A 20,185-nucleotide genomic window follows, 5' to 3' on the forward strand; every position below is an offset into this window, starting at 1 on the left:
TACAGGGAGATAGGCGGGCATTGGCGGCTCCTTGCGCTTTTTGGCGGAGCTAGCCATATTCCCTCCGAAGGCAGAGGCCACAGGTTCGAATCCTGTCGGGTGCGCCATTTTTCAATGACTTAGTTGGCATCCATCTGGTCTGTACGGAATGAGTACGGAAAGCCGGGGGTGGATTTTCCTCTAGAGGCGCCGCTTCGAGGTCCAATGCCAGGTAGTCATGGCCCCTGCGCTACGAACATGCCTAGCAGATCTGTGCCGAGAACAACGGCCCGTTCGGTGGCGGTGCGGTGGGTGTGCCTTCGGGAGAGGCGGTGATCAGCCGCCATGCAGTTTCGGCAGCGCTCAGCCGAACTTTGCGGCGAGCGCTGCCGAAACGGCCTCGGCCTCTGCAGGCTCGATCGGGGCCTTGTAGACCGTGATCATTTTGGTCACGGCATCGCGCCAAAACTGCGCGCCTTTACCGCGCGGCTGGGTCACGATGTATTCCAGCGAGTGGCAGGCGGTGCAATTGCGCACGATCACGTCGCCATCGCCTCCGGCAAACCCTGCGGGAATCGCTTCGGGCAGCGGGACATAACGCACCGGGCGCGCCGCCAGCGCTGCCGAGGACAGGGCGAGAGCGCCGAGGCCAAGGAGCAGCGCGCGCATCAGCTTGCCTCCAGCGTGACGGTTTCTACCACGTTGCGCATATAGCCCGCAGGCTGCCAGCGCGGCTCCAGCGGCTGCGTCTCGCCGTCTGCCGTGAAGGCGCGCACCTTGATGGCGTGGCGCCCCGCCGCCAGCCGCAGCCCCAGCCGCCATTCGCGGAAGGAGAACCGGCCCAGATCCTCGCCCAGCCGCGCCTCGCTCCAGTTCGCCCCGCCATCGGCGGAAACCAGCACCCGCGCCGCGCCCGCGCCGCCGCTGAAGGCAATGCCGCGCAGTTCGGTCACGCGCCCCGCCGCCACTTGCGCACCTTCGCCATGGCTGGTCACGAACGAGCGCACATTGAAGCGGTTGATCGGCCGCGTCTTGTCCGGCTTCGTTCCCGGCGCCACGCAGGCGCACGCGTTGTTCGGCACGCGGTAGGCGGTCTTCATCCAGTAGCCGCCGAACTCCGCATCGACGACATTGATCTCGCTAAGGTGCTTTACCCAGTAGGTGCCATAGTGGCCCGGCACGACGAGCCGCAGTGGATAGCCATTGAGGAACGGAAGGTCCGCCCCGTTCATCGCCCAGGCCACCAGAACCTCGCCATCTCGCGCATGGTCGATATCGAGCGCCTTGACGAAATCGGGCACACCGTCGGCGGGCGGCACGTCGAGCCCGTTGAACGCCACCTGCCGCGCGCCAGCCCGCACCCCGGCGCGGTCCAGCAAGGCGCGCAGCGGCACCCCGCGCCAGCGCGCGTTGCCCATCGCGCCGTTGCCGAGCTGCCCGCCGCCCACGCGCGGTTCGAAGAAGCCCCGGCTGTTGCCCGAACACTGGTTCACCGCGATCACTTCGGTCACCGGAAAATCCCTCTTCAGGCTGGCGAGCGAGAGACTGAGCGGTGTCTCGACATGCCCGTCTATGGCCAGGCGAAAGCGCTCCGGATCAATCGCATCGGGCAGCCCGGAGAGGTGATAGCGCACGAAGAACGCATCATTGGGCGTCAGCAGCCCCTCGTTGAACACCGCGAATGGCGTTTCCAGCTGTGGCGGGCGCGAGGTGAGCAGGATCAGCGGGCGCTTCTGCGACGCGCGCACCAGTGTCCGCTCGCCGCCCGCGAAGGGCAGCGCCACGGTTTCCGCTGCAGCGAGGGCCTGCCCGCCCAGCAACGAGAAGCCCGTGCCTGCCAGAAAATGCCGTCGATCAAGCCTTGTCATCGCGCGTTCCCGCAGTGGTCATTGGCCGACAGACAATGCGGGAATGCCGGCGAATTGCCCAGCCGATTCGAGCTCGGCCGGGCCGCCTTCGCCAAACAGCAGATCGGCGCGATCGGCAAAACCGGCGATCACTGGCAGAGCGCGCCACCCGCTTGCTCCGGCCCTCACTGGAAGCCCCTCACGGATGGTGCAGAAGCATCCCGCGCCGGTCCCGCTCTGAACGGTCAGAGATCGAAGCGCAGCTCGGCGAGGAAGCGCCGCCCTACGCTGTACTGGAATGCGCCGTTGGCGGCGACTTGCCAGCCATAGTCATGCAGCACATTGGCCACCTGCACTCGCAGCAGCCCTCGCGCCGAGGCGAGGCTGAACCGGTAGCGCGCGCCGAGGTCGATCGTCTCGCGCGGCGGGGCGGCAAGCCCGTTGCTGACATTGCCGATCCGCGACGAGAAACTTTCGGCAGCAAGGTCGAACGAAAGCGGCCCCCTGCCACCGCCAAGCCGCCAGTCGACGTTGAGGATGCTGCGCCGCCGAATGCTGCCGATCGGCCGAAGTCCGATCGTGCCGCTGTCGACCAGTTCGCCGCTGATGCGCGAATCGAGCAGCACATTGCCCAGCACCAGCGTCAGGCCGGGCCGCAAGGCCCCCGTCAGCGATGCCTCCACGCCCCGGTTCGACGAAGTGCCAAGCTCGCGATAGAAGTCCTGCGCGTCGAGGTTGTAATAGGGCTTCCGGATCTCGAACACGCCGGCCACAAGGCTGAGCGTGGGGGTGACCGCGTAGCGCAGGCCGAGATCGACCTGCTGCGTGCGGATGGCCGGCGGCACCGCCCCGCGGTTCGCAGCATTGGCGGGGGCTACCGCGACTTCCTCGAACCCACGCACATGGCCGCCGTAAAGCGAAAGCGTCCGCGTCAGATTGACCGAGCCGGTCACGCTGCCCGTCACCGGCCGGTCGCGCACCGAAGTGACAAACCCTGCCGAAACGAACGTGAGCGTCTTGCGGTAGCGCGAGGCGGAAATCCCAAGATCGAGCAGGAAGCGCCCCGGCGCGGTGATGGTATAGCCCAGGCCCAGAGTGCCTTGCGCGAACTCGTCGGTGTCGTCCGGGCCGAACGCGAAGGCCGGGCGCGGCCGTTCGTCTGCAAAGTTCAGGCTGCTCTCGCCCAGCGCGATCCGCTGCACCCCGCCGAAGCGGCGGTTGCCGCTGCGCCCGCGAAAGCTTAGGATCAGGCGATGCGCCAGCTTGTCGGTGCCGAACGTGCGCGTCAGCCGCGCTTCGCCCGAAAGCGTGCGGTCGAGATTGTTGGTGTCCGCCACCATGATCCGGTTCGGCGTCGTGCCGTCGGGGCGCAGGGCCAAAAACAGATCGGTGAAGCCTGCTTCCACCCGCCGTTCGGCCCGGAACAGCCCGGCTTCCAGCGTCCACTTGCCGAAGGGCAGGCGGGCCACGCCGCCCATCACGTCCTGCGTGCTGTCGCGCTTGCTCCAGCTCTGCCCGATCATCGCGCGGCGCCGGATCTGCGGCGGCAGGTAGTTGCCGCCGGGGAAGATCGAGGGCGCGGCCTCGTCGTCGTACGTGCGCGTCCGCCCGAGAAATGCGGTCAGGCTGGCACCGGCATAGGGCGTCCACGAAAGCCCGCCCGAGGCGATGTAGGATTTGAAGTTGCCCCCCTCGTGCCGGTTCTGCCGCCGCAGCGTGCCGCCGAGGTAGACCTTGAGGTCCCCGGTCACCCGTTGCAGCAGATCAAGATTGAGCACGCGCGAGCCGAACTGCGCGCGCTCGAAACCGATCGTGAACTGCTCGTCCTTTGCGCTGGCGGAAGGCTCGTAGTCGACAATCCCGGTCGGGGCGGGAAAGGGATAGCCTTGTGCCGAGAAGCCGACCCGCACCTTGCTGCCGCGGATCAGCCGGTTGGGCGGCCGGTCCACCGGCGCAAAGAACAGGCCGTCGATCCGCGTGTTTCCGGCATCGACCGGGTTGAACCCGCGAATATCATCGACAGTGTAAAGCCCGACGCGCTCGTTGCCGATGGCCTGGCCGAAGGCGTCGCCCGCGCTCGTCGCCGCGTTGTCGTCCACACGTTGGGCGAGGGCACTTTCGCAATTCCCGAGGCTGAGAAGCCCCAAGGCCAGCCATGCGCGCCCGGTGCGAAACCTGAACCTGGACGCAAGCGGGCTTGGGGGCAGGCGCATGATCTTTCCGGCGAGGACGGCAAACGCGGGATCGTGTTTGACGCGCAGCGTGCGCAGACCGCTCGCCCATCGCAGACCCCACCCCACTCCTAGGTAGATCGCAGGCATTCCTGAAGCAAGCGCTGGTCATAAGCTTATGCGAGCCGGGCGCATCGCCGGGCAAAAGCGGCTTGCGCCCGGCGTCAGTCCTTGAGGCCGAGCGCGGTCTTGACGCTCGCCAGCGCCTGCCGATTGAGCGTAACCGCGCGCTCCTCGCTCCCCGCCTCGGTGTAGCAGCGCAGTTCGGGAGCATTGCCCGATCCGCGCAAGTGCACGATCTCGCCGCCGGCGAATGTTGCCCGGACCCCGTCCGTATCATCGATCGAGACCGCATCGCCGGCAAAGGCGCCGAACAGCCGCGTCTGCAGCGCCAGCTGCTCATCCGCCGGACCGGCCTTGAGCATGCCGAACAGCTTCTGGCCAAGCTCCGGGGGAAACGCCTTGAGCCGGTCGCTGAAGGTGATGCGCTGCGGCAGACTGGCAAGCTGCTCCGATACGCTGCTGCCGGGCCCCGTCAGCACGAGCAGGATCGGCAGCACGGCATCGCGCGTCGGCAGCGCCGTGGTCGTCCTACCGCCCGCGCCGGTGATGTCCGAACCGAGCAGGAAGCCCCCGTTCGCTTCATAGCCGCAAACGACATCGGACGGCGCGCCTTGCTCCTCCGTCATGGCGGCGATCACATAGGGCGAACCGATGCGCGTGCGCCGGCACCGCGGGAACAGGCCGGAAAGCTCGAGCGCGGTGTTGCTGCTGACCGGGGTGACAACCGCCGTGGCGCCGACACGGGCTGCCGAAAGGATGCCCAGCACGTCACCGCGCATCCAGGTGCCGGTTTCGTCGGCAAGCAGCGGGCGATCCGAATCGCCATCGGTCGAGACGATCGCGTCGAACGTACCGCCGCTCGCCCAATCCCGCGCGAGGACGACATCCTCATCGCGGATCGCCTCGGTATCGACCGGAATGAACGTTTCGGAGCGCCCGAGCAGCGCGATCTCCGCGCCGAGCTCGCGCACGATGCGGGCAAGAATTTCGCGGCCTACTGCCGAATGCTGGTAGATCCCGATGCGCTTGCCGCTGAGCGCGTCCGGCCCGAAATGATCAAGATAGCGCTGGACGTAGGCGGTCTCCACGTCGGTAACCGGCGGCAGCGTTTCCGCTTCGGCCAGCATGCCCTCCGCCGTGAACGTGCCCTCCGGCAGCGTGACGGGCTGGGCCGACATCCCCGCTTCGTCCGACTTCAGCACCTCGCCCGCCGGACGGTAGAACTTGATGCCGTTGCGGTCTGCGGGGATGTGGCTCCCGGTCACCATCAGACTGGGCATCCCTTCGGCGAAGCTGAAGAGCGCCAGCGCCGGTGTCGGCACATAGCCGCAAAACACGGGTACGCCGCCCGAATCGCGCACCGCCCGCGCACAGGCCGCCAGAATCCGCGGCGTGCTGGGGCGCAAGTCTCCGGCAAGGGCCACACGCCCGCCGGGGTGGAACTCACCGATCCCGGACAGATACGACAGGAAGCCGCGTGCATAGCCATAGCAGACCCGGTCGGTCATCGCGGCGACCGTGCCCCGCGCGCCGCTCGTGCCGAAAGCAACGCCGCTCTCGGCCATGAGGTCCTTCACCGTGGTCTGCGCCATGCGATTGTTCCGATCCATCCCGTTGCAGCAACTCGGCGCAGGTGCCTGGCACACGAAGGCCGTCCCTGCGCAAAGCTCTTTGCCCGATATGCGGCCCGGTTCAAGGCCGGTTTGGATGATTCGTCGCAGCACGGCCGCGCCCCGCCCCGGGAGGGGGAAGAGAGGCGCTAGAGCACTTTCCGACCAATCTGGCTCATCGTGATTGCGTCAGGAAGCTTCTCGGCAAGGAGCGCCGCGCAGTGCGGGCTGGTAGCCCGTGCCAGCGGCGCGACGCTGCCTGAGTCTCATTGGCCGAGAGGCTTCCTGACGCAACCCCGAAGGGGCGGGCCGCTTTTGGCCCATCGCAGCGTTGATCGTCGGTCACTATGGGCAAACATAGCTCCCTCCTCTCGCCTCGCGCTGGGCCAAAATCGGCTCCGTCACGATGAGCCAGATTGGTCGGAAAGTGCTCTAGAGCGCCTTGCCCATGCGGATGATCGGGACTTTCACCCCCTCGCGCGAGGTTGCCTCGACCGCTTCGATCTCCTGATAGCCGCAGGCCTTGTAGAGCGGCAGCCCGGCCAGCGTCGCCATCAGTTCCACGCGGCCGAACCCGGCGCCGCGCGCCGCATCCTCGCACAGCGCCATGATCCGTTTGCCGATGCCGCGCCGCGCGTGGGCCGGATCGACGTACATCGCGCGTATCTTGGCCGCGTCCTTCGCAGGATCGAGCGGCAGCGGCTCGCGCGCCACGATGCTGTCGTCCCCGCCGAACAGCGTCGCCCGAAAGCTCCAGCCGCCGCAGCCGACCAGCGCGCCCGCATCCAGGATCATGAAGTAGGTGCGGTCCTTCACCAGCTGGGTATCGAGCCCCATGATCTGGTGGCTCGCCTTGACCTGCTCGGGGGTGAGGAAATCCTGCTGCAGCTCCTCGATCGCGCGCGTCATCAGCGCGCGCAAGGCGGGCAGGTCGTCCTCAGTGGCCAGCGCGTGGGCGAACGCGCCCACGTCAATACCCGGCGACGCTGCCCACCGGCAGACGCGGATCGATCGCGCCATAGAGCCGGTCGCGGCCCACCGGCGGCTGGCCCAGCGCCGGGCCGCCGACAAGGATCGCGGCGATCTGGTTCCAGTAGCGCATGGGCTCCAGCTTGTGGCCCTTGGCTTCCAGCGCGGCGCGGGTTTCGGCGCTGAGGGCATTGGGCTCCCAGAAGATCACGTCGGGCAGCCACTGGGCGTGGATGCGCGCAGCATCGGTCGCCTCGGTCATGGTCATGCCGTGGTCGATCACGTTGAGCATGACCTGCAGCACGCCGGTGGGAATATGGCTGCCGCCGGGGGTGCCGACGACCATCACCAGCTTGCCGTCCCTCGTCACGATGGTCGGCGTCATCGAAGACAAGGGCCGCTTGCCGGGCGCAATGGCGTTGTTGGTGCCTTCGACAAGGCCGTACATGTTGGGCGCACCGGGCTTGGACGAGAAGTCATCCATCTCGTCGTTGAGCAGGATGCCGGTGCCGTCCGCTGTCACCCGCGCGCCGAACCAGTCGTTGAGCGTATAGGTGAACGAGACGGCGTTGCCTGCCGCATCGACAATCGAGAAATGCGTGGTGCTAGCGCCTTCATGGCTCTGCCCCGGCACGCCGAGCGAGACCGAGGGCGTCGCCTTGTCCGCGCTGATCCCGCCGCGCAGCTGCGCCGCGTAGTCAGGCGAGATGAACTTTGCGACATCGGCCTTCACAAAGCCGGGATCGCCAAGGTTCACGTTGCGATCGTGGAAGGCGCGGCGCAGCGCTTCGGTGAGGTAGTGCACGTTCTGCGCCGAATGCCAGCCGAGCTCTCCCATCGGATAGGCGGAGAGGATGTTCAGCGTCTCGCACACCACGACCCCGCCCGAACTCGGCGGCGGCGCGGAGATCACGTGATAGCCGCGATAATCGCATTCAAGCGGCGCGCGTTCGATGGCCCGATAGGCAGCGAAATCGGCCTTGGTCAGGATGCCGCCGTGCGCCTTGCTGGAAGCCGCGATCTTGTCGGCGATCTCGCCCTTGTAGAACGCGTCCGCACCTTTGTCGGCGATCAGCTGGAGCATCCGGCCGAGATCGGCCTGCACGAAGCGGTGGCCCTTTTCGAACGGCTTGCCACTGTCGAGGAACACGGCGGCGCTCGCCGGGTCCTTGGCAAAGTCCTCGGCCCCTTCGGCAAGGAACGTGGCATCGCCCTGGTCCATCACGAAGCCATCGCGGGCAAGGCTGATGGCGGATGCCATGAGCCGCGCGCGCGGCAGGGTGCCGAACTTTGCGCGCGCCAGTTCAAGGCCCGCGACCGTGCCCGGTACGCCGACAGCCTTGTGGCCGCGCGTCGAGAGCAGCGGGATCACCTTGCCGGCCTTGTCCTGATACATCGTCGGCGTGGCGGCGGCGGGTGCGGTTTCGCGAAAGTCGATGAAGCTGGTGCGGCCATCGGCAAGGCGCACGGTCATGAAGCCGCCGCCGCCGATATTGCCGGCCTCGGGGAAGGTCACCGCCAGCGCATAGGCGACCGCGATGGCCGCATCGACCGCGTTGCCGCCCTCCTTGAGCACCTCGACCCCGGCATCGCTGGCGAGGTGGTGCGCGGAAACGACCATGCCGTGCTCTGCCCCCACCGGCACTTGCGAGGCGGCAAGAAGCGGACCCGGCAGGCTGGCGGCGGAGATCAGGGAAAGCGCCGCAAGGGCGGCGATTGCAGTCTTGCGAACGGTCATGGGCTGATTGTCCTCTCGGCTCTCCCTCTGCCCCCGCGAATGCCAAAAGAAAAGGGCGGGGAAGCCGAAACTCCCCCGCCCGATCTGTTTGGCCGGCCCTCGCGGGCCAGAGCCGCTATCAATATTTGACGCGAGCCCGGATGTACCAGAAGCCGCCGTTGAAGCCGAACGGACCGCCGTTACGCGGATAGATCTGGCCGTCAGCAAGGCTGTTGGTCAGCGTGTAGATCCGGTTGTCGTTGCTGGCCTTGATCCGGTCAGGCTTGGTGTTGAAGATGTTGTTGCCACCCACGGTCAGCGTGAAGTTGTCCATGAAGGTGTAGCTCACGTCCATGTCGGCCGTGACCTTCGCCCCGAACAGCTGGCCCGGGTAGTCGGTTTCCGCGCGCCAGTTGCCGAAGAGACGGCCCGCAGCCCCGAACGACCAGTTGCCCTTCGTCCAGTTGCCCTGGAGGTTGAGGCGGTGCTTCGGCGCGAGGTTCTCGGCGTCGGTGATCTGCGCATTGCCGATCGCCTGCGGGTCGAACCGCGTGACCTTGTTGCGGTTGTAGTTGTAGGCGAGCGTCAGGTTGAGCTTGCCGCCGGCCAGATCGGTCCGGTAGCTGCCGACCACGTCGACGCCGCGGGTGCGGATGTCGAGCGAGTTGGTGAAGTACTGGACGTTGCCGTCGATGCCGACCGAGGCGAGCTCGGGCTGTGCAGCGATATCGGCGGCATCCACCACGAAGGCCCGCGAGATGAAGATGCGGTCCGTCACCTTGATCTGGTATGCGTCAACCGTCAGCGTCAGCGCGCTGGTCGGCTGGAACACGAAGCCGAACCCGAAGTTGGTCGACTTTTCCGGCTTCAGCGGCCGGGCGCCGAAGTACTGCGCCACCTGGCTGGTGACCGGGAACGTGCCGACCTGCACCGAGTTGCCGCCCAGGAAGTTGGTGGTCAGCACGGCGGTGTTGTTCTGGCCCGGGGTCGGAGCGTGGAAACCCGAACCGACGGTGCCACGCAGCGCGAACGCGTCGGTCACGTGGTAGATGCCGTTGAACTTGTACACGAAGCGGCCACCGAACGAATCGTAGTGCTCGTAGCGACCGGCGGCACCAAGGGTCAGTTCCTTGGTCACGTCGGCTTCAGCCCCGATATAGAAGCCATAGCTGTTCTGACGGCTGGTGCCGGCATAGGCAGGCGAAGTGCCGCCATAACCGCTCGCCGCGGGAGCAAACGAGCGCGTGCGTTCGATGGCGCCGTTGACGATCGACGGAGCATACACGCCCGGCGCGGTCTGGACGTAGAGATCGTAGGAAACGGCGTAGGCACCGGCGCCGTACGATTGCGGGTCACCCTCGGTCGAGGTGTAGGTCTCGCGGCGGAATTCCGCACCGCCCGAGAACGTGATCGGGCTGGCGAGGCCAGCTTCGAGCGCGTAGGTCAGGTCGATGTTGGCGTCGAATTCCTTCTGGATCAGCTTGCCGAATTCGAAGCTGGTCTGCGAGGCGCCACCGAACGACGGGCTGATCGAGTTGTACATCGACAGGTCGAGCGAGTTGCGGCTCAGCGAGGCCGAGAGGTCATAGGTGAAGCCGCCGTCGGTCTTGCCCTTCCAGCCGATCGTACCATAGGCCTGATCGGTCTTGCCGACGAAGATCGGGGTGAAGCCGCCCGGATAGATCGACGACAGGTTGAAGACGTTGTTGTCCTTGACATAGGCGCCCGCGGGGCAGGTCGGGTTACCGGCCGGGCACTGCGTCTGGTAGTAGGGAGCCTGGAAGGCGCCGTTGCCGCCAAGCGTGCCGGTCTTCAGCGTGCCCGTGCCATCGTCATACTCGAAGCTGCTCGAACCGACGTAGGACGCACGATAGTTGAAGCTCTGCTCGGCCTTGCTGTGGGCGAAGTTGCCGAAAGCGTAGATCTTGCTGTTGTCGGTCACTTCGTAAGCGGCGTTGACGACAGCCTTCCAGCCTTCGCTCGGCGAGTTGCCCCAGATCTGCGCGGGCAGCGGAGCGAACGGGATCCGGTTGGCCAGCGAGGGGTTTTCCTGCGCGAAGCGCACGGCGATCGGGCGGGTCACACCGCGGCTGGTGCGGCCGTCGTTGTTGTATTCACCCGAGATGTTGATGAAGCCGCGGTCCGACTTGAGGCCGGCGTTGCCCGCGATCTGGTAGCTCTTGCCGTCGCCGGCGTAGAACTGGCCGTAGCGGCCGACGAGTTCGAAGCCGCCGTTGTCGCGCAGGCCATAGTTCAGAACGCCCGCGATGGCGTCCGAACCATACTGGGCGGTCGCGCCGTCGCGCAGCACTTCGAGGCCCTTGATCGCGATGGCGGGGATCGCCGAAATGTCGGGACCCTGCGAGCCGAACGAAAGGCCGGTGTCACCGCCGTTGTAGACCTGCACCAGCGCCGAGCGGTTGTAACGCTTGCCGTTGAGCATGACGAGCAGCTGGTCGCCCGGAAGGCCGCGCAGCGAGGGCGCGCGCACGAAGGTCGAGGCGTCCGAGATCGAGTTCTGGCCGACGAAGAACGAGGGCACAAGGTTGCGGACCGAGTCCAGCAGGTTCGCGGTCGGCTGCGCGCTGAGGTCAGCGGCGCTGATCACGTCGATCGGCGAAGCCGAGTCAGCCACGGTACGGTCGGTACGGCGGGTGCCGATGACCACGATGCTTTGCGCGGCGGCGGCATCGTCAGCCGGCGCCGCGGCAGTTTCCTGCGCAAAAGCGGCCTGCGGAGCGGCCACACCGGCAAACGCGGTTGCCGAAGCCAGCAGCGCGCCGCGCAGGGCGAGATTGGAGAACTTACGCACGATAGGGTACCCCCTGAATGAAGCAGCCGGGCACAATTACCCCCCGGTCTGTCTGCTGTTGCAGTGCGCCCGGGGATATTCCTTCGATTGAAAGTGTAAACAGCTTTGCAGTGCAATCGGGCTGCCGCGCGTGCGAAACCGGCCGTTGTGTGACATTTTTGCTATTGTCAGTGCGGCGCAGCCACAGACATTTTTGCTAGGATTTCCGTGACGTAAGGTTACTCTCGCAGGGCTTCCTGCGAGATGCGGATCAGCGGGCCGAGTACGTAGTTCAGGATCGTCTGTCGGCCCGATCGGATCGCCACTTCGCCCGTCATGCCCGGGATCACCGGCATGCCCGCGCCGAAACTCGCGCGCCCTGCATCGAGCCGAACGCGGTAGTAGAGCCCGCCGCGCGGGTCCTGGATCGCATCGGGGGAGACATCGACGACTTTGGCCTCGAGCGAGCCGTAGACGGTGGAATCATAGGCCGAGATCTTGATCCGTGCGGGAAGTCCCGGCCAGATGTTGCTGCGGTCCTTCGGCGCAATCCGCGCCTCGATGATGACCTGGCTGGCGACAGGGACGATCTCCGCCACCGGCTCGCCGCCGCGAATCACCCCGCCCGCCGTGCGCACGTTGAGCCGGTTGATCACGCCATCGACCGGCGCGCGGATTTCCTCGCGCGCGACGCGGTCCTGCACGGCGCCGAACTGTTCGTCGGCCTTGGCCAGCTCGAGCCTGAGCTGCGCCGCCTGCGCGCGGATCTGTTCCATGTCGCTCGCCCAGACCTCGCCGCGCCGTGCGGCGGATTCGCCGAGGCCCGCGCTGGATTGCGGAATCTGGTTCGCCACATCGGCAATGCGCGTGCGCAGCGAAAGGAGAGCGGCGCGCTTGTCGAGCACGTCGCGCTCCGAAACCGCATCCTCGGCATAGGCGCGTTCGAGCCTGGAAAGCTGTTCCATCGCCAGCCGCTCTTCATTGCGCAGATTGGCGAGCCGTGCGTGGAGCGAGCCGACTTCGGCCGATTTCGCCCGTGCCTGCTGGTTGATCACGCCCACCTGGCTCATCCGCTGCGCCCGGCGCGAGGCGAACAGCCCCGCCTCGCTCGCGGCGATGTCGGGCGCCTGCGCGGCCAGCTCGGGCGGCGCCGTGAAGCTGCTCGCGCCGGCAATCTCGGCATCGAGCCGGGCGAGAATGATGCGCTTGGCGACGAGGTCGGTGCGCGCAGTCTCGATCGCGGCGCCGGTCGAGGCATTGCTGATGCGCATCAGCACCTGCCCTTTGCGCACACGCTGGCCTTCCTGCACGAGGATCTCCTTCACGATCCCGCCTTCAAGATGCTGCACCAGCTGGTTCTGCGTGGATGGCAGCACGCGCCCGGCGCCGCGCGTCACCTTGTCGACGGTGAACAGCGCCATCCACACCACGACGAGCGCGAAGACGATGGCCATGGCCTTCAGCAGCCGCGAAGGCGCGCCGATCCCGATCCGCGCGCTCCATGGCAGCGCCGCGCCGATCGGCTGGCTGGCAAGGGCGAGCTTGCCGCCCAGCACCGCTTCGGCCTCGCCGGGGCGCAAGTCGTCGAACAGGCTGCCCCCGCCGAGCGAGACGATCAGCGATTGGCGAAGGCGCGCAAAACGCATGGCAGGACCTCGGACAAAGCGGGAGAATTGCCGAGCATTTACCTTTCATCATCCTTGTTTGGGCTTGCTTGGCGGATACGCATCGGGGCTAGTGGGTTTCCCATAAGATCCGGTTTATCCGGCGTTTTCCATAAACTGGCACTCCCGGTGCGAAAGCAGGGAAAACGCCATGATCGCACCGCAATCCGACCGGCCTTTTGCCCGCAGAATGGGCTTTCCGGGCCGGCTCTTCCACCGCAGCCCGCAGCCTTCGCCATCCGGCGCACAAGGTCTGCCCACCATCAAGCCGATCCCGATGCTGGATGCGCTGGAGGCGCTGGCGACTGCACGCGCGGCCCCGTATGACCGCGCGGTGCTGGGCGCGGCGCTGCCGATGGAGCAGGAAGCGCTGGCCGCCCGGCTTGCCCCCCTCGCGCTGGCGCGGATCGGCATCGAGGCCCACTGGCGCCCGATCAGCCACCGCGTGCCAGAGGCGGCAGATTTGCCGCTGGTGCTGCCGATGGCGGGCGGCGGTGCGGTGCTCATCATCGGCCGCGCCGAGAAGCATGTCATCGTGCTAGATGCGGACGGCGAGAAGGCCGTGCCGTTTGCCGCCTTGCGTCCGCTGCTGGCCGGAGAGGCGCTGCACAGCGGCCCGGTCGACCCGGTCAATGGCGCGAGCGACGCGCACGAGCGCGATCTCATCCGCCGCAATCCCCGAGCCTGGCTGCTCGGCGCCTATCTCGCCGAACGCCGCCCGCTCGGGCAGATGCTGCTGGCGAGCGCCCTGCTCAATCTCTGCGCGCTCGCCATCCCGCTCTACATGCGTGCGATCTATGATCGGGTCGTGCCCAATCTCGCGATCGAGAGCCTCTGGGCCCTCTCCATCGGCGTCATGCTCGTGCTGGCGTTCGAACTGCTGCTCAAGAAGATCAAGGCGCGCTTTGTCGAAGCCGTGGCCACCCGTGTGGGGCAGGCGGTGCAGCACCGCGCCGTCGTCACCGTGCTGCGCGCCCGCACGCCCACGCCAGGCATGGGCTTCGGCGCGATGCTGACGGGCCTGCGTGATCTCGAACAGCTCTCGCTGCTCGTCCCCAATGCCATCGCCACGGTCTGCGTCGATCTGCCCTTCGTCGTTCTGCTCTTCGCGCTGATCGCGGCCATCGGCGGGTTCAGCGTGCTTGGCCCCATCCTCGGCGCGATCGGCCTGATCCTTGTCGGCCTGGTCTGCAACTATGCGCTGAAGCTTGCCAGCCGCCGCGCCTCCAGGCTCGTTCAGGCCCGCAGCGACCTCACTGCCGAACTCACCAGCGGCTGGACCACGATCAAGGCGAACCACGCCGAGGGCCTGTTCGAAGGGCGCTGGGACCTCATTTCGGACCACCTCGCCATGGCAGGCAAGCAGGTGCGCCACTGGACCGAACTGCCCGCCGCCGCCTCGGGCCTGCTGGCACAACTGGTCACGGTCATGGTCGTCGTGATCGGTGTGTTGCAGATCAAGGCAGGGGTCATGACGACCGGCGCGCTGATCGCTGTGGTCCTGCTCACCGGCCGCGCGATGGTGCCGGTCGCGGCCACAGTCTCGATGTTCGCGCGCGCATACCAGAGCCTTGCGCAATTCCAGGCGCTCGCCGGCCTGCTCGAGAGCGAGCCCGAACGCGATGTCTCCGATCCCGCCGTCAGCCTCGCCCCGGTGCGCGGCGCGCTTGCTGTCGCCGGCCTCTCGCACACTTTCACCGGGAGCGGTGCGCCCAGCCTTTCGGGCCTCAGCTTCACCATCCGCGAGGGCGAACGCGTCGCGCTGATCGGCAAGTCGGGCTCCGGCAAGTCGACCCTGCTGCAACTCCTTGCCGGCCTCATCCCCGCCGAGGACGGGCTCATCACGCTCGACGGCCATGCGCTCGACCGCTTTGCCATCCCGCATTTGCGCCAGAACGTGATCTACAGTGCGCAGGATGCGATGATCTTCGAGGGTACCGTCTGGCACAATATTCTGCTCGGCATGCCTGAACCGGACCCTGCCATTGTCGAGCGGGCGATCCGTTGTTCGGGGCTCGACAGCTTCGTGGCACGCACCGCGGAGGGCTACATGCGTCAGGTTGGCCCGCGCGGCTCGGCGCTGTCGGGAGGCCAGCGGCAGTCGCTGCTGCTCGCCCGAGCGCTGGTGCGCAATCCGAAGGTGCTGTTGCTCGATGAGCCGACCGCCTCGCTCGATGTCGCCAGCGAGCAGGCGGTGATCGCCGGTCTTGCGGAAGCGACGCGCGGCCGGACGCTGATTGTCGCTACCCACCGCCTCGCCCTGCTGGAGATCGTCGATCGGGTTATCTGGCTGGAGCAAGGCCGTGTCGTGGCGGATCGACCCAAGGCCGATGTGCTCAGTCAGCTTGCGGGACAGAGCGGTAATGTACCTAAGCAGGCCGCCTGAGTACGCTGCCTGAACCCCTCGGCTCCCGAGCTTTAAACGCGCTGGTTTATCGCGACTTAAGCATGGCGCCGCGCGAATTTGCAGCAGCGCTACACAGGAGCAAGACGTGGCAGGCGCATCCGCCGACGGCGAAGTCAATCACTGGCCGGCCTTCGTGGACGTGCTCACCACCGTGATCATGGTGGTGACGTTCCTGCTCGTGATTATGAGCGCGGCGGTCATGCAGCTCTCGCAGCGCGTCATCGCCAATCTGAAGCAGCAGATGATCCAGCAGGAGCAGCAGCAGAAGAAGCCGGGCAAAGACGGCAAGCCCATTGCCTGCGCCCCCGGTGCTGCCCCGGTGCTCTCCCCCCGCGAAGCCGAGGCCGGTACCTCGGTTTCCGAACTTGGCGCCGTCTTGCGCTCCCCCACCGCCAGTGACGGCGCCGAACGCCTCTCGATCCGCACGCGCGATACGCCCGAGACGCTCAAGCTGCAGATCAAGGCGCAGGAGCAGCCGGATGATGTCAGGGGCGTCGAGGTCAAGACCGCCGATACCTTGCTGAAGATCGCCTTTGCGCCCAACGCCGCGACGTATGACGAAGCCAATTCGGCCCGTGTCATCGGCTTCCTCAAGGGCAAGGCGCGGCCCGGCACGAAGTACGAGATCTGGTCCTTCGCGCCGCAGACGCGCTCGGTATCCGAAGCCCAGCGCATCGCGTTCTACCGCGCCGCGATGACCCGCAACCTGCTGCTGCGGGCAGGACTCGCCCCGGCCGATGTCACCACCCAGATCCGCGTCGCCGATGCGGCTTCGCCCGAAGGGCACATGGTGCGCGTGGTGATCAAGCCGTGAACGCCGCCCGTCGCCCCGCGCACAGTCCCGCCACCGGATCCTCCGCCATGGAAAAGAAGCTCCGCGCCGAACTGCTCAAGATGGTCGTCATCATGGCGGTCCTGATCGGGCTCGGCATCTATGCCCACGAATTCGTCATCGATGGCATCAAGGCCAAGATGGCGCTCAACCTGTCGATCTTCGCGATCTTCGGGGTCGCGGCGGGGATTGCCTTCCGCAACGTGCTTTCGCTGCGCAACGAAGTCGTCGCGCTCCACGCGCTGCAGGTCGATTATGGCGAGCGCGCCAAGCGCCCGCGCGATCCCTATGCGCGCCCCGCCGTGGTCTTCCATGAACCCGAACTGCTCGGGCAGGGCTACCGCCTGATTGCCGAGGAACTCGGCAAGCAGGACACTCTCGAAATCGGTGCGGACACCGTCCAGACGCTGCTTCACGATGTCGACCAGCGCATCAACGACCGCAAGTCGACCATCCTCTATTTCTCCGGCCTGATGGTCTTCCTCGGCCTGCTCGGTGCGTTCATGGGCCTGATGAAGACGGTCCATTCGGTGTCCGACCTGATCGGCGCGATGGACCTCTCGGGCTCCGCCGGGGCCGACAGCTTCGGCAAGATGATCGAGGGCATGAAGGCCCCGCTCAACGGCATGTCGGTGGGCTTCTCGTCCTCGCTGTTCGGCCTGATGACCTCGATGGTCCTCGGCGCGCTCGAGCGCTGCATGACGAGCGCGATGAAGACGCTGCGAGGCGAATTCGAGCACTGGCTCTCGAACCTCGCGCAGCTCGAATCCGGTCAGAACGAAGCCGCAACCAGCCCCAGCCGCGATTTCGGCTCGGTGCGCCGCGCGATCGAGGCGGGCGCTGCCGAACTGGCCGAGCTGCGCGGCGCGATCATCGGCCTTGCCCATGGTGCGGAGGCGAACAAGCAGGAAATTGCCGGCCTTGCCGAGGCGATCGGGACACTGGGGGATGTTGTCGCCGGGCTCTCCGATCCGCGCCAGATGCTGCGCCCCGTTTCCGAGGCCGTAGCCGAACTGGCGCGCAACCAGTCTGACATGCTCGCCCAGATCACCGCGCTGCACGAGGATGCGGCAGCCGACCGCGCGCATATCCGCGCCGCGCTCGCCGCGCTTGGCGTGCTGGCAGAACGCTCCGCCGCGCTCGACGGCGAGGAGGTCCATCGCCAGCTCGGCAGCCTTATCACGCTGGCGGGCGAAACGCAGCAGGCGCCGCGCCTCGCCTCCGAACCGGCGGCCCCGCTGCCGTCCCCATCGGCACTGGCCCGCCTGGCAGCCTTGCTCGGCCTCCCGCCGCGCAGCGCCGCGCGCCGACAGCTCGGCGAAGCGCGTCGGCTGCGCCGCGACGTGCAGGCCGGTCTTGCCGATAACCGCCGCGCGATGCGCACGCTGGCCGCGCGGCTTGACCGGCGGCTCGAGCGCCTCGCAGTCGCGTCGGCGCACCACCGCGATATGATCGCCCGGCTCGAACATCGCAGCGCCGAGCACCGCGCCGCGTTCGAGACGTTCGCCGCCGCGATGGCGGCCGAGCCCGACCGCGAGACGATCCAGCTCGGCGATGCGCGCACAGAGATGGAGCGTCTGCGCCGCCGCCTCGGCATGCGCTTCGAGGAACCCGCCGCGCCGCCGCCTGCGGACGATCAAACCACGCCCACCCCCCAGCGCGGAGCCCTGTGATGGCGCTGCATTTCCCCCTGTTCAGCCGCCGCCCCGTGTTCTCGCGTGCCGACGTGCGTCATGAATGCCGGATCGATGGCGAAATCGTGCTGACCGAGAAGATGGTGAGCTACGAGGGCCGCCTCATCAATCTCTCGCGCGGCGGAGCGATGTTCCGCCCGCGTCTGGCCTATCTGATGCACCGCCGCGGCGATGCCGTGCAGGTCCAGGCGGCGGGGCTGGCGCTCGTCGGCGAGATCGTCGCGACCACCCCGCTCGGGTTCGGCATACGCTTTGAGCATCCGCTGAGCGACAGGGACCTGGCGCATCTGCTTGCTTGCGGGAACGCCGAAGTGCCTGCAGCCAGACCTTAGGATTTCTACTGCGGCAGGCCACGCAGGGCCAATGCTGGGCGTATCCTTGCGCCGCAATTAACCATGCTGGCCGCACATCCGGGCGGGATCGAGAAGATCGAGAAGGAAGCCCTCGTGCCGCATCGCCTTGCCAGACTGCCGCTGACGGCGCTCGCGACCAGCCTTGCGGCTGGCATGGCGCTCGCGGCATGTCCGGCCCGCGCTGCCGATCCGGTGACCGCCCCTGCGCCCGTTCTCCGGTTGCCCTATGTGCTGGAAGGGCTCGATGGGCCCGATCTTGTTACCGTGTCGGGCCCCGGTCTGGGTCAGGCCGTTCCTCCGCCGCCTCCGCTGCAACCGCCCTCCCCGCCGATCAGGCCCGAAGCGCCGGCGGTGATCCGGCTGGCCCTCGCCAGACCCTTGCTCCCCGCCCCGTTCGCGCCCGCGATCCTGACAGACCTCGTCCCGTCGCTGTCCGGGCCGGACCTCGTCCCGGTGCGAAAGCCTATCCTGCCGCAGGGCCCGATGCCCGATGGCTCGACCCTTGCCGCGCGCCTCGCGGATGAAGCCGGCGCGATTCCGGCGGCCGCAGCCGAACTGCCCGCGCTCGATCCCGCACAGCCCGCCGTGGCAGAGGCGCCGCCAGAACCGCATACGGTGCTCTCGAAGCTCGATGGGCCCGGGCCGCTTCCCGCATTGCGCCCGCTCGCAGCGATGGTTGGCCCCGATGCGCCGCTCCCACCGGCTGCCGCCGAACCCGATGAGCCCGATCCCGCCCCTGCCACCCCGGCACCGGCGACAGCCGAAGGCACCGAATCCCTCACCGATGCCATCATCGCCTCGCTCAAGGGCAATCCGGAAATCCAGATCTCGCTCGCCCAGCAGGACGACGCGCGCTACGCCGTCAACGAAGCGCGCGCGGCCTACCTGCCGCGCATCGACGTGACCGGCGCCTGGGGCCGCGAGTTCGCCCGCAACATTCCGCAGGCCGCCACCCAGCGCTTCCGCAGCGAGGCGACGATCTCGCTCAACCAGAACCTCTGGGATTTCGGCGTCACCATCAACGATATCAAGCGCGCCCGCGCCAGCTACCGCTCGGCGCAATGGGGCACGCGCGAGCGGATCGAGGCGATTTCGTACGATATCGCCAATGCCTATCTCGGCGTGCTGCTCCAGCAGAACCTCGTCGCGCTGGCCGAGGACGAGATTGCTTCGGTGAAGAAGATCCTGCGCATCGTCACCGTGCAGAAGGACCTCGGCCTCACCACTCCCGCCGATGTCGAGCGTGCGCAGACCCGGCTCGACAATGTGCGCTCGCAGCTGCTTGATCGGCAGAGCGCGCTCGAGCAGGCGCGCAATGCCTACAAGCGCCTCACCGATCACATGCCGCTGCGTGCCGCCGAAGTGCCCGCAGCCGGTGCCGCGCTGCCGGAAAGCGCCGACGTCGCGGTCGATCTGATCGATACGCGCAGCCCGCGCCTCGCCCAGGCGGTCGAGGATCGCCGTTCGCTCGACAAGCAGTACGACAGCCAGGCCGATACGGCGCTCCCCCGCCTCGGCCTCACCATCGCCAGCGACTACCGGCAGGACGTGCTCGGCGCGACCGGCCGCGCGATCGATGCCCGCGCAATGGTGACGTTCTCCTACCGGCTCTACAACGGCGGCGCCGCCACCGCGACCAAACGCCGCATCGCCGCGCGGCTGCGCCAGGCCGACTACGAGCTCGACCGCCGCCGCCGCGAGGTCGAGCAGGACATCCGCGTCGATTACGCCAGCCTTGGCGCCGCGCGCGAGAAGATCGCCACGATCGAGGCCGAAATCAGCTCCGCCCAGCGTGTCGCCGATCTCTACAAGCAGCAGTTCCGCGGCGGGCGCCGCACCGTGTTCGATCTGCTCGATGCCGAACAGCTCCTGTTCGCCGCCAAGGCCAAGCAGACCGCCAATCTGATCGCCCTGCGCGCCGCTGAATACCGCGTGCTGCAGAAGCTCGGCGGCCTGTTCGATCTGGTCAGCGGCGGCCAGCCACTCCCCGATCTCGTGCAGCCCGCGCCGGGAAGCGAAGATTGATGT

13 protein-coding genes are annotated in these 20,185 nt (G+C 67.2%); 5 read left to right on the plus strand and 8 right to left on the minus strand.

The features are described from left to right. Positions 1-342 precede the first annotated feature (342 nt). The 8 genes from K5Q19_RS17465 to K5Q19_RS17500 all read right to left on the minus strand — a co-directional run bounded on the left by K5Q19_RS17465 (position 343) and on the right by K5Q19_RS17500 (position 12,853). Positions 343-648: a cytochrome C gene (locus K5Q19_RS17465; RefSeq protein WP_292947952.1), complete on the minus strand. Its 306-nt coding sequence runs from the start codon at positions 646-648 to the stop codon at positions 343-345. Further along, on the minus strand, positions 648-1,847 hold the full coding sequence (locus K5Q19_RS17470) for a molybdopterin-dependent oxidoreductase (protein WP_292947954.1): 1,200 nt from the start codon (positions 1,845-1,847) through the stop codon (positions 648-650). Before K5Q19_RS17470 ends, K5Q19_RS17465 begins: the two co-directional genes overlap by 1 nt. Before the next feature lie 224 nt (positions 1,848-2,071). Further along, positions 2,072-3,925: a TonB-dependent receptor gene (locus tag K5Q19_RS17475; protein WP_292947956.1), complete on the minus strand. Its 1,854-nt coding sequence runs from the start codon at positions 3,923-3,925 to the stop codon at positions 2,072-2,074. Between the two features lie 296 nt (positions 3,926-4,221). Further along, positions 4,222-5,712: a phosphomannomutase gene (locus K5Q19_RS17480; protein WP_292947958.1), complete on the minus strand. Its 1,491-nt coding sequence runs from the start codon at positions 5,710-5,712 to the stop codon at positions 4,222-4,224. Positions 5,713-6,162: 450 nt separating this feature from the next. Continuing rightward, positions 6,163-6,699 carry a GNAT family N-acetyltransferase gene (locus K5Q19_RS17485; RefSeq protein WP_292947960.1) on the minus strand — a complete coding sequence of 179 codons (537 nt, stop codon included), beginning with the start codon at positions 6,697-6,699 and terminating at the stop codon, positions 6,163-6,165. A 1-nt stretch (position 6,700) separates the two neighbouring features. Next, complete coding sequence (ggt, locus tag K5Q19_RS17490; RefSeq protein ID WP_292947961.1) at positions 6,701-8,437, minus strand: gamma-glutamyltransferase; 1,737 nt, start codon at positions 8,435-8,437, stop codon at positions 6,701-6,703. 118 nt (positions 8,438-8,555) lie between these two features. Next, the gene (locus tag K5Q19_RS17495) at positions 8,556-11,228 is read right to left on the minus strand and encodes a TonB-dependent receptor (protein ID WP_292947963.1); all 2,673 of its coding nucleotides are present in this window, start codon (positions 11,226-11,228) and stop codon (positions 8,556-8,558) included. 218 nt (positions 11,229-11,446) lie between these two features. Further along, positions 11,447-12,853 carry an HlyD family type I secretion periplasmic adaptor subunit gene (locus K5Q19_RS17500; protein WP_292947965.1) on the minus strand — a complete coding sequence of 469 codons (1,407 nt, stop codon included), beginning with the start codon at positions 12,851-12,853 and terminating at the stop codon, positions 11,447-11,449. Between the two features lie 169 nt (positions 12,854-13,022). Between K5Q19_RS17500 and K5Q19_RS17505 the strand changes: the two genes are divergently transcribed. The 5 genes from K5Q19_RS17505 (at position 13,023) to K5Q19_RS17525 (ending at position 20,182) form a co-directional block, all read left to right on the plus strand. Continuing rightward, the gene (locus tag K5Q19_RS17505; protein ID WP_292947967.1) at positions 13,023-15,257 is read left to right on the plus strand and encodes an ATP-binding cassette domain-containing protein; all 2,235 of its coding nucleotides are present in this window, start codon (positions 13,023-13,025) and stop codon (positions 15,255-15,257) included. A 106-nt stretch (positions 15,258-15,363) separates the two neighbouring features. Then, positions 15,364-16,092 (plus strand): hypothetical protein, encoded by a 729-nt coding sequence (locus K5Q19_RS17510; protein ID WP_292947968.1) that lies wholly within the window; start codon positions 15,364-15,366, stop codon positions 16,090-16,092. A gap of 47 nt (positions 16,093-16,139) precedes the next feature. Continuing rightward, positions 16,140-17,783: a hypothetical protein gene (locus tag K5Q19_RS17515; protein WP_292947969.1), complete on the plus strand. Its 1,644-nt coding sequence runs from the start codon at positions 16,140-16,142 to the stop codon at positions 17,781-17,783. After that, a complete protein-coding gene (locus K5Q19_RS17520; RefSeq protein WP_292947971.1) occupies positions 17,783-18,136 on the plus strand; it encodes a PilZ domain-containing protein in 354 nt (117 codons plus the stop codon). The genes K5Q19_RS17515 and K5Q19_RS17520 overlap by 1 nt, the downstream gene beginning before the upstream one ends. Before the next feature lie 63 nt (positions 18,137-18,199). Further along, positions 18,200-20,182 (plus strand): TolC family outer membrane protein, encoded by a 1,983-nt coding sequence (locus K5Q19_RS17525; protein WP_292947973.1) that lies wholly within the window; start codon positions 18,200-18,202, stop codon positions 20,180-20,182. Positions 20,183-20,185 lie beyond the last annotated feature (3 nt).

The organism is Novosphingobium sp., from assembly GCF_019748365.1.
GTDB lineage: Bacteria > Pseudomonadota > Alphaproteobacteria > Sphingomonadales > Sphingomonadaceae > Novosphingobium.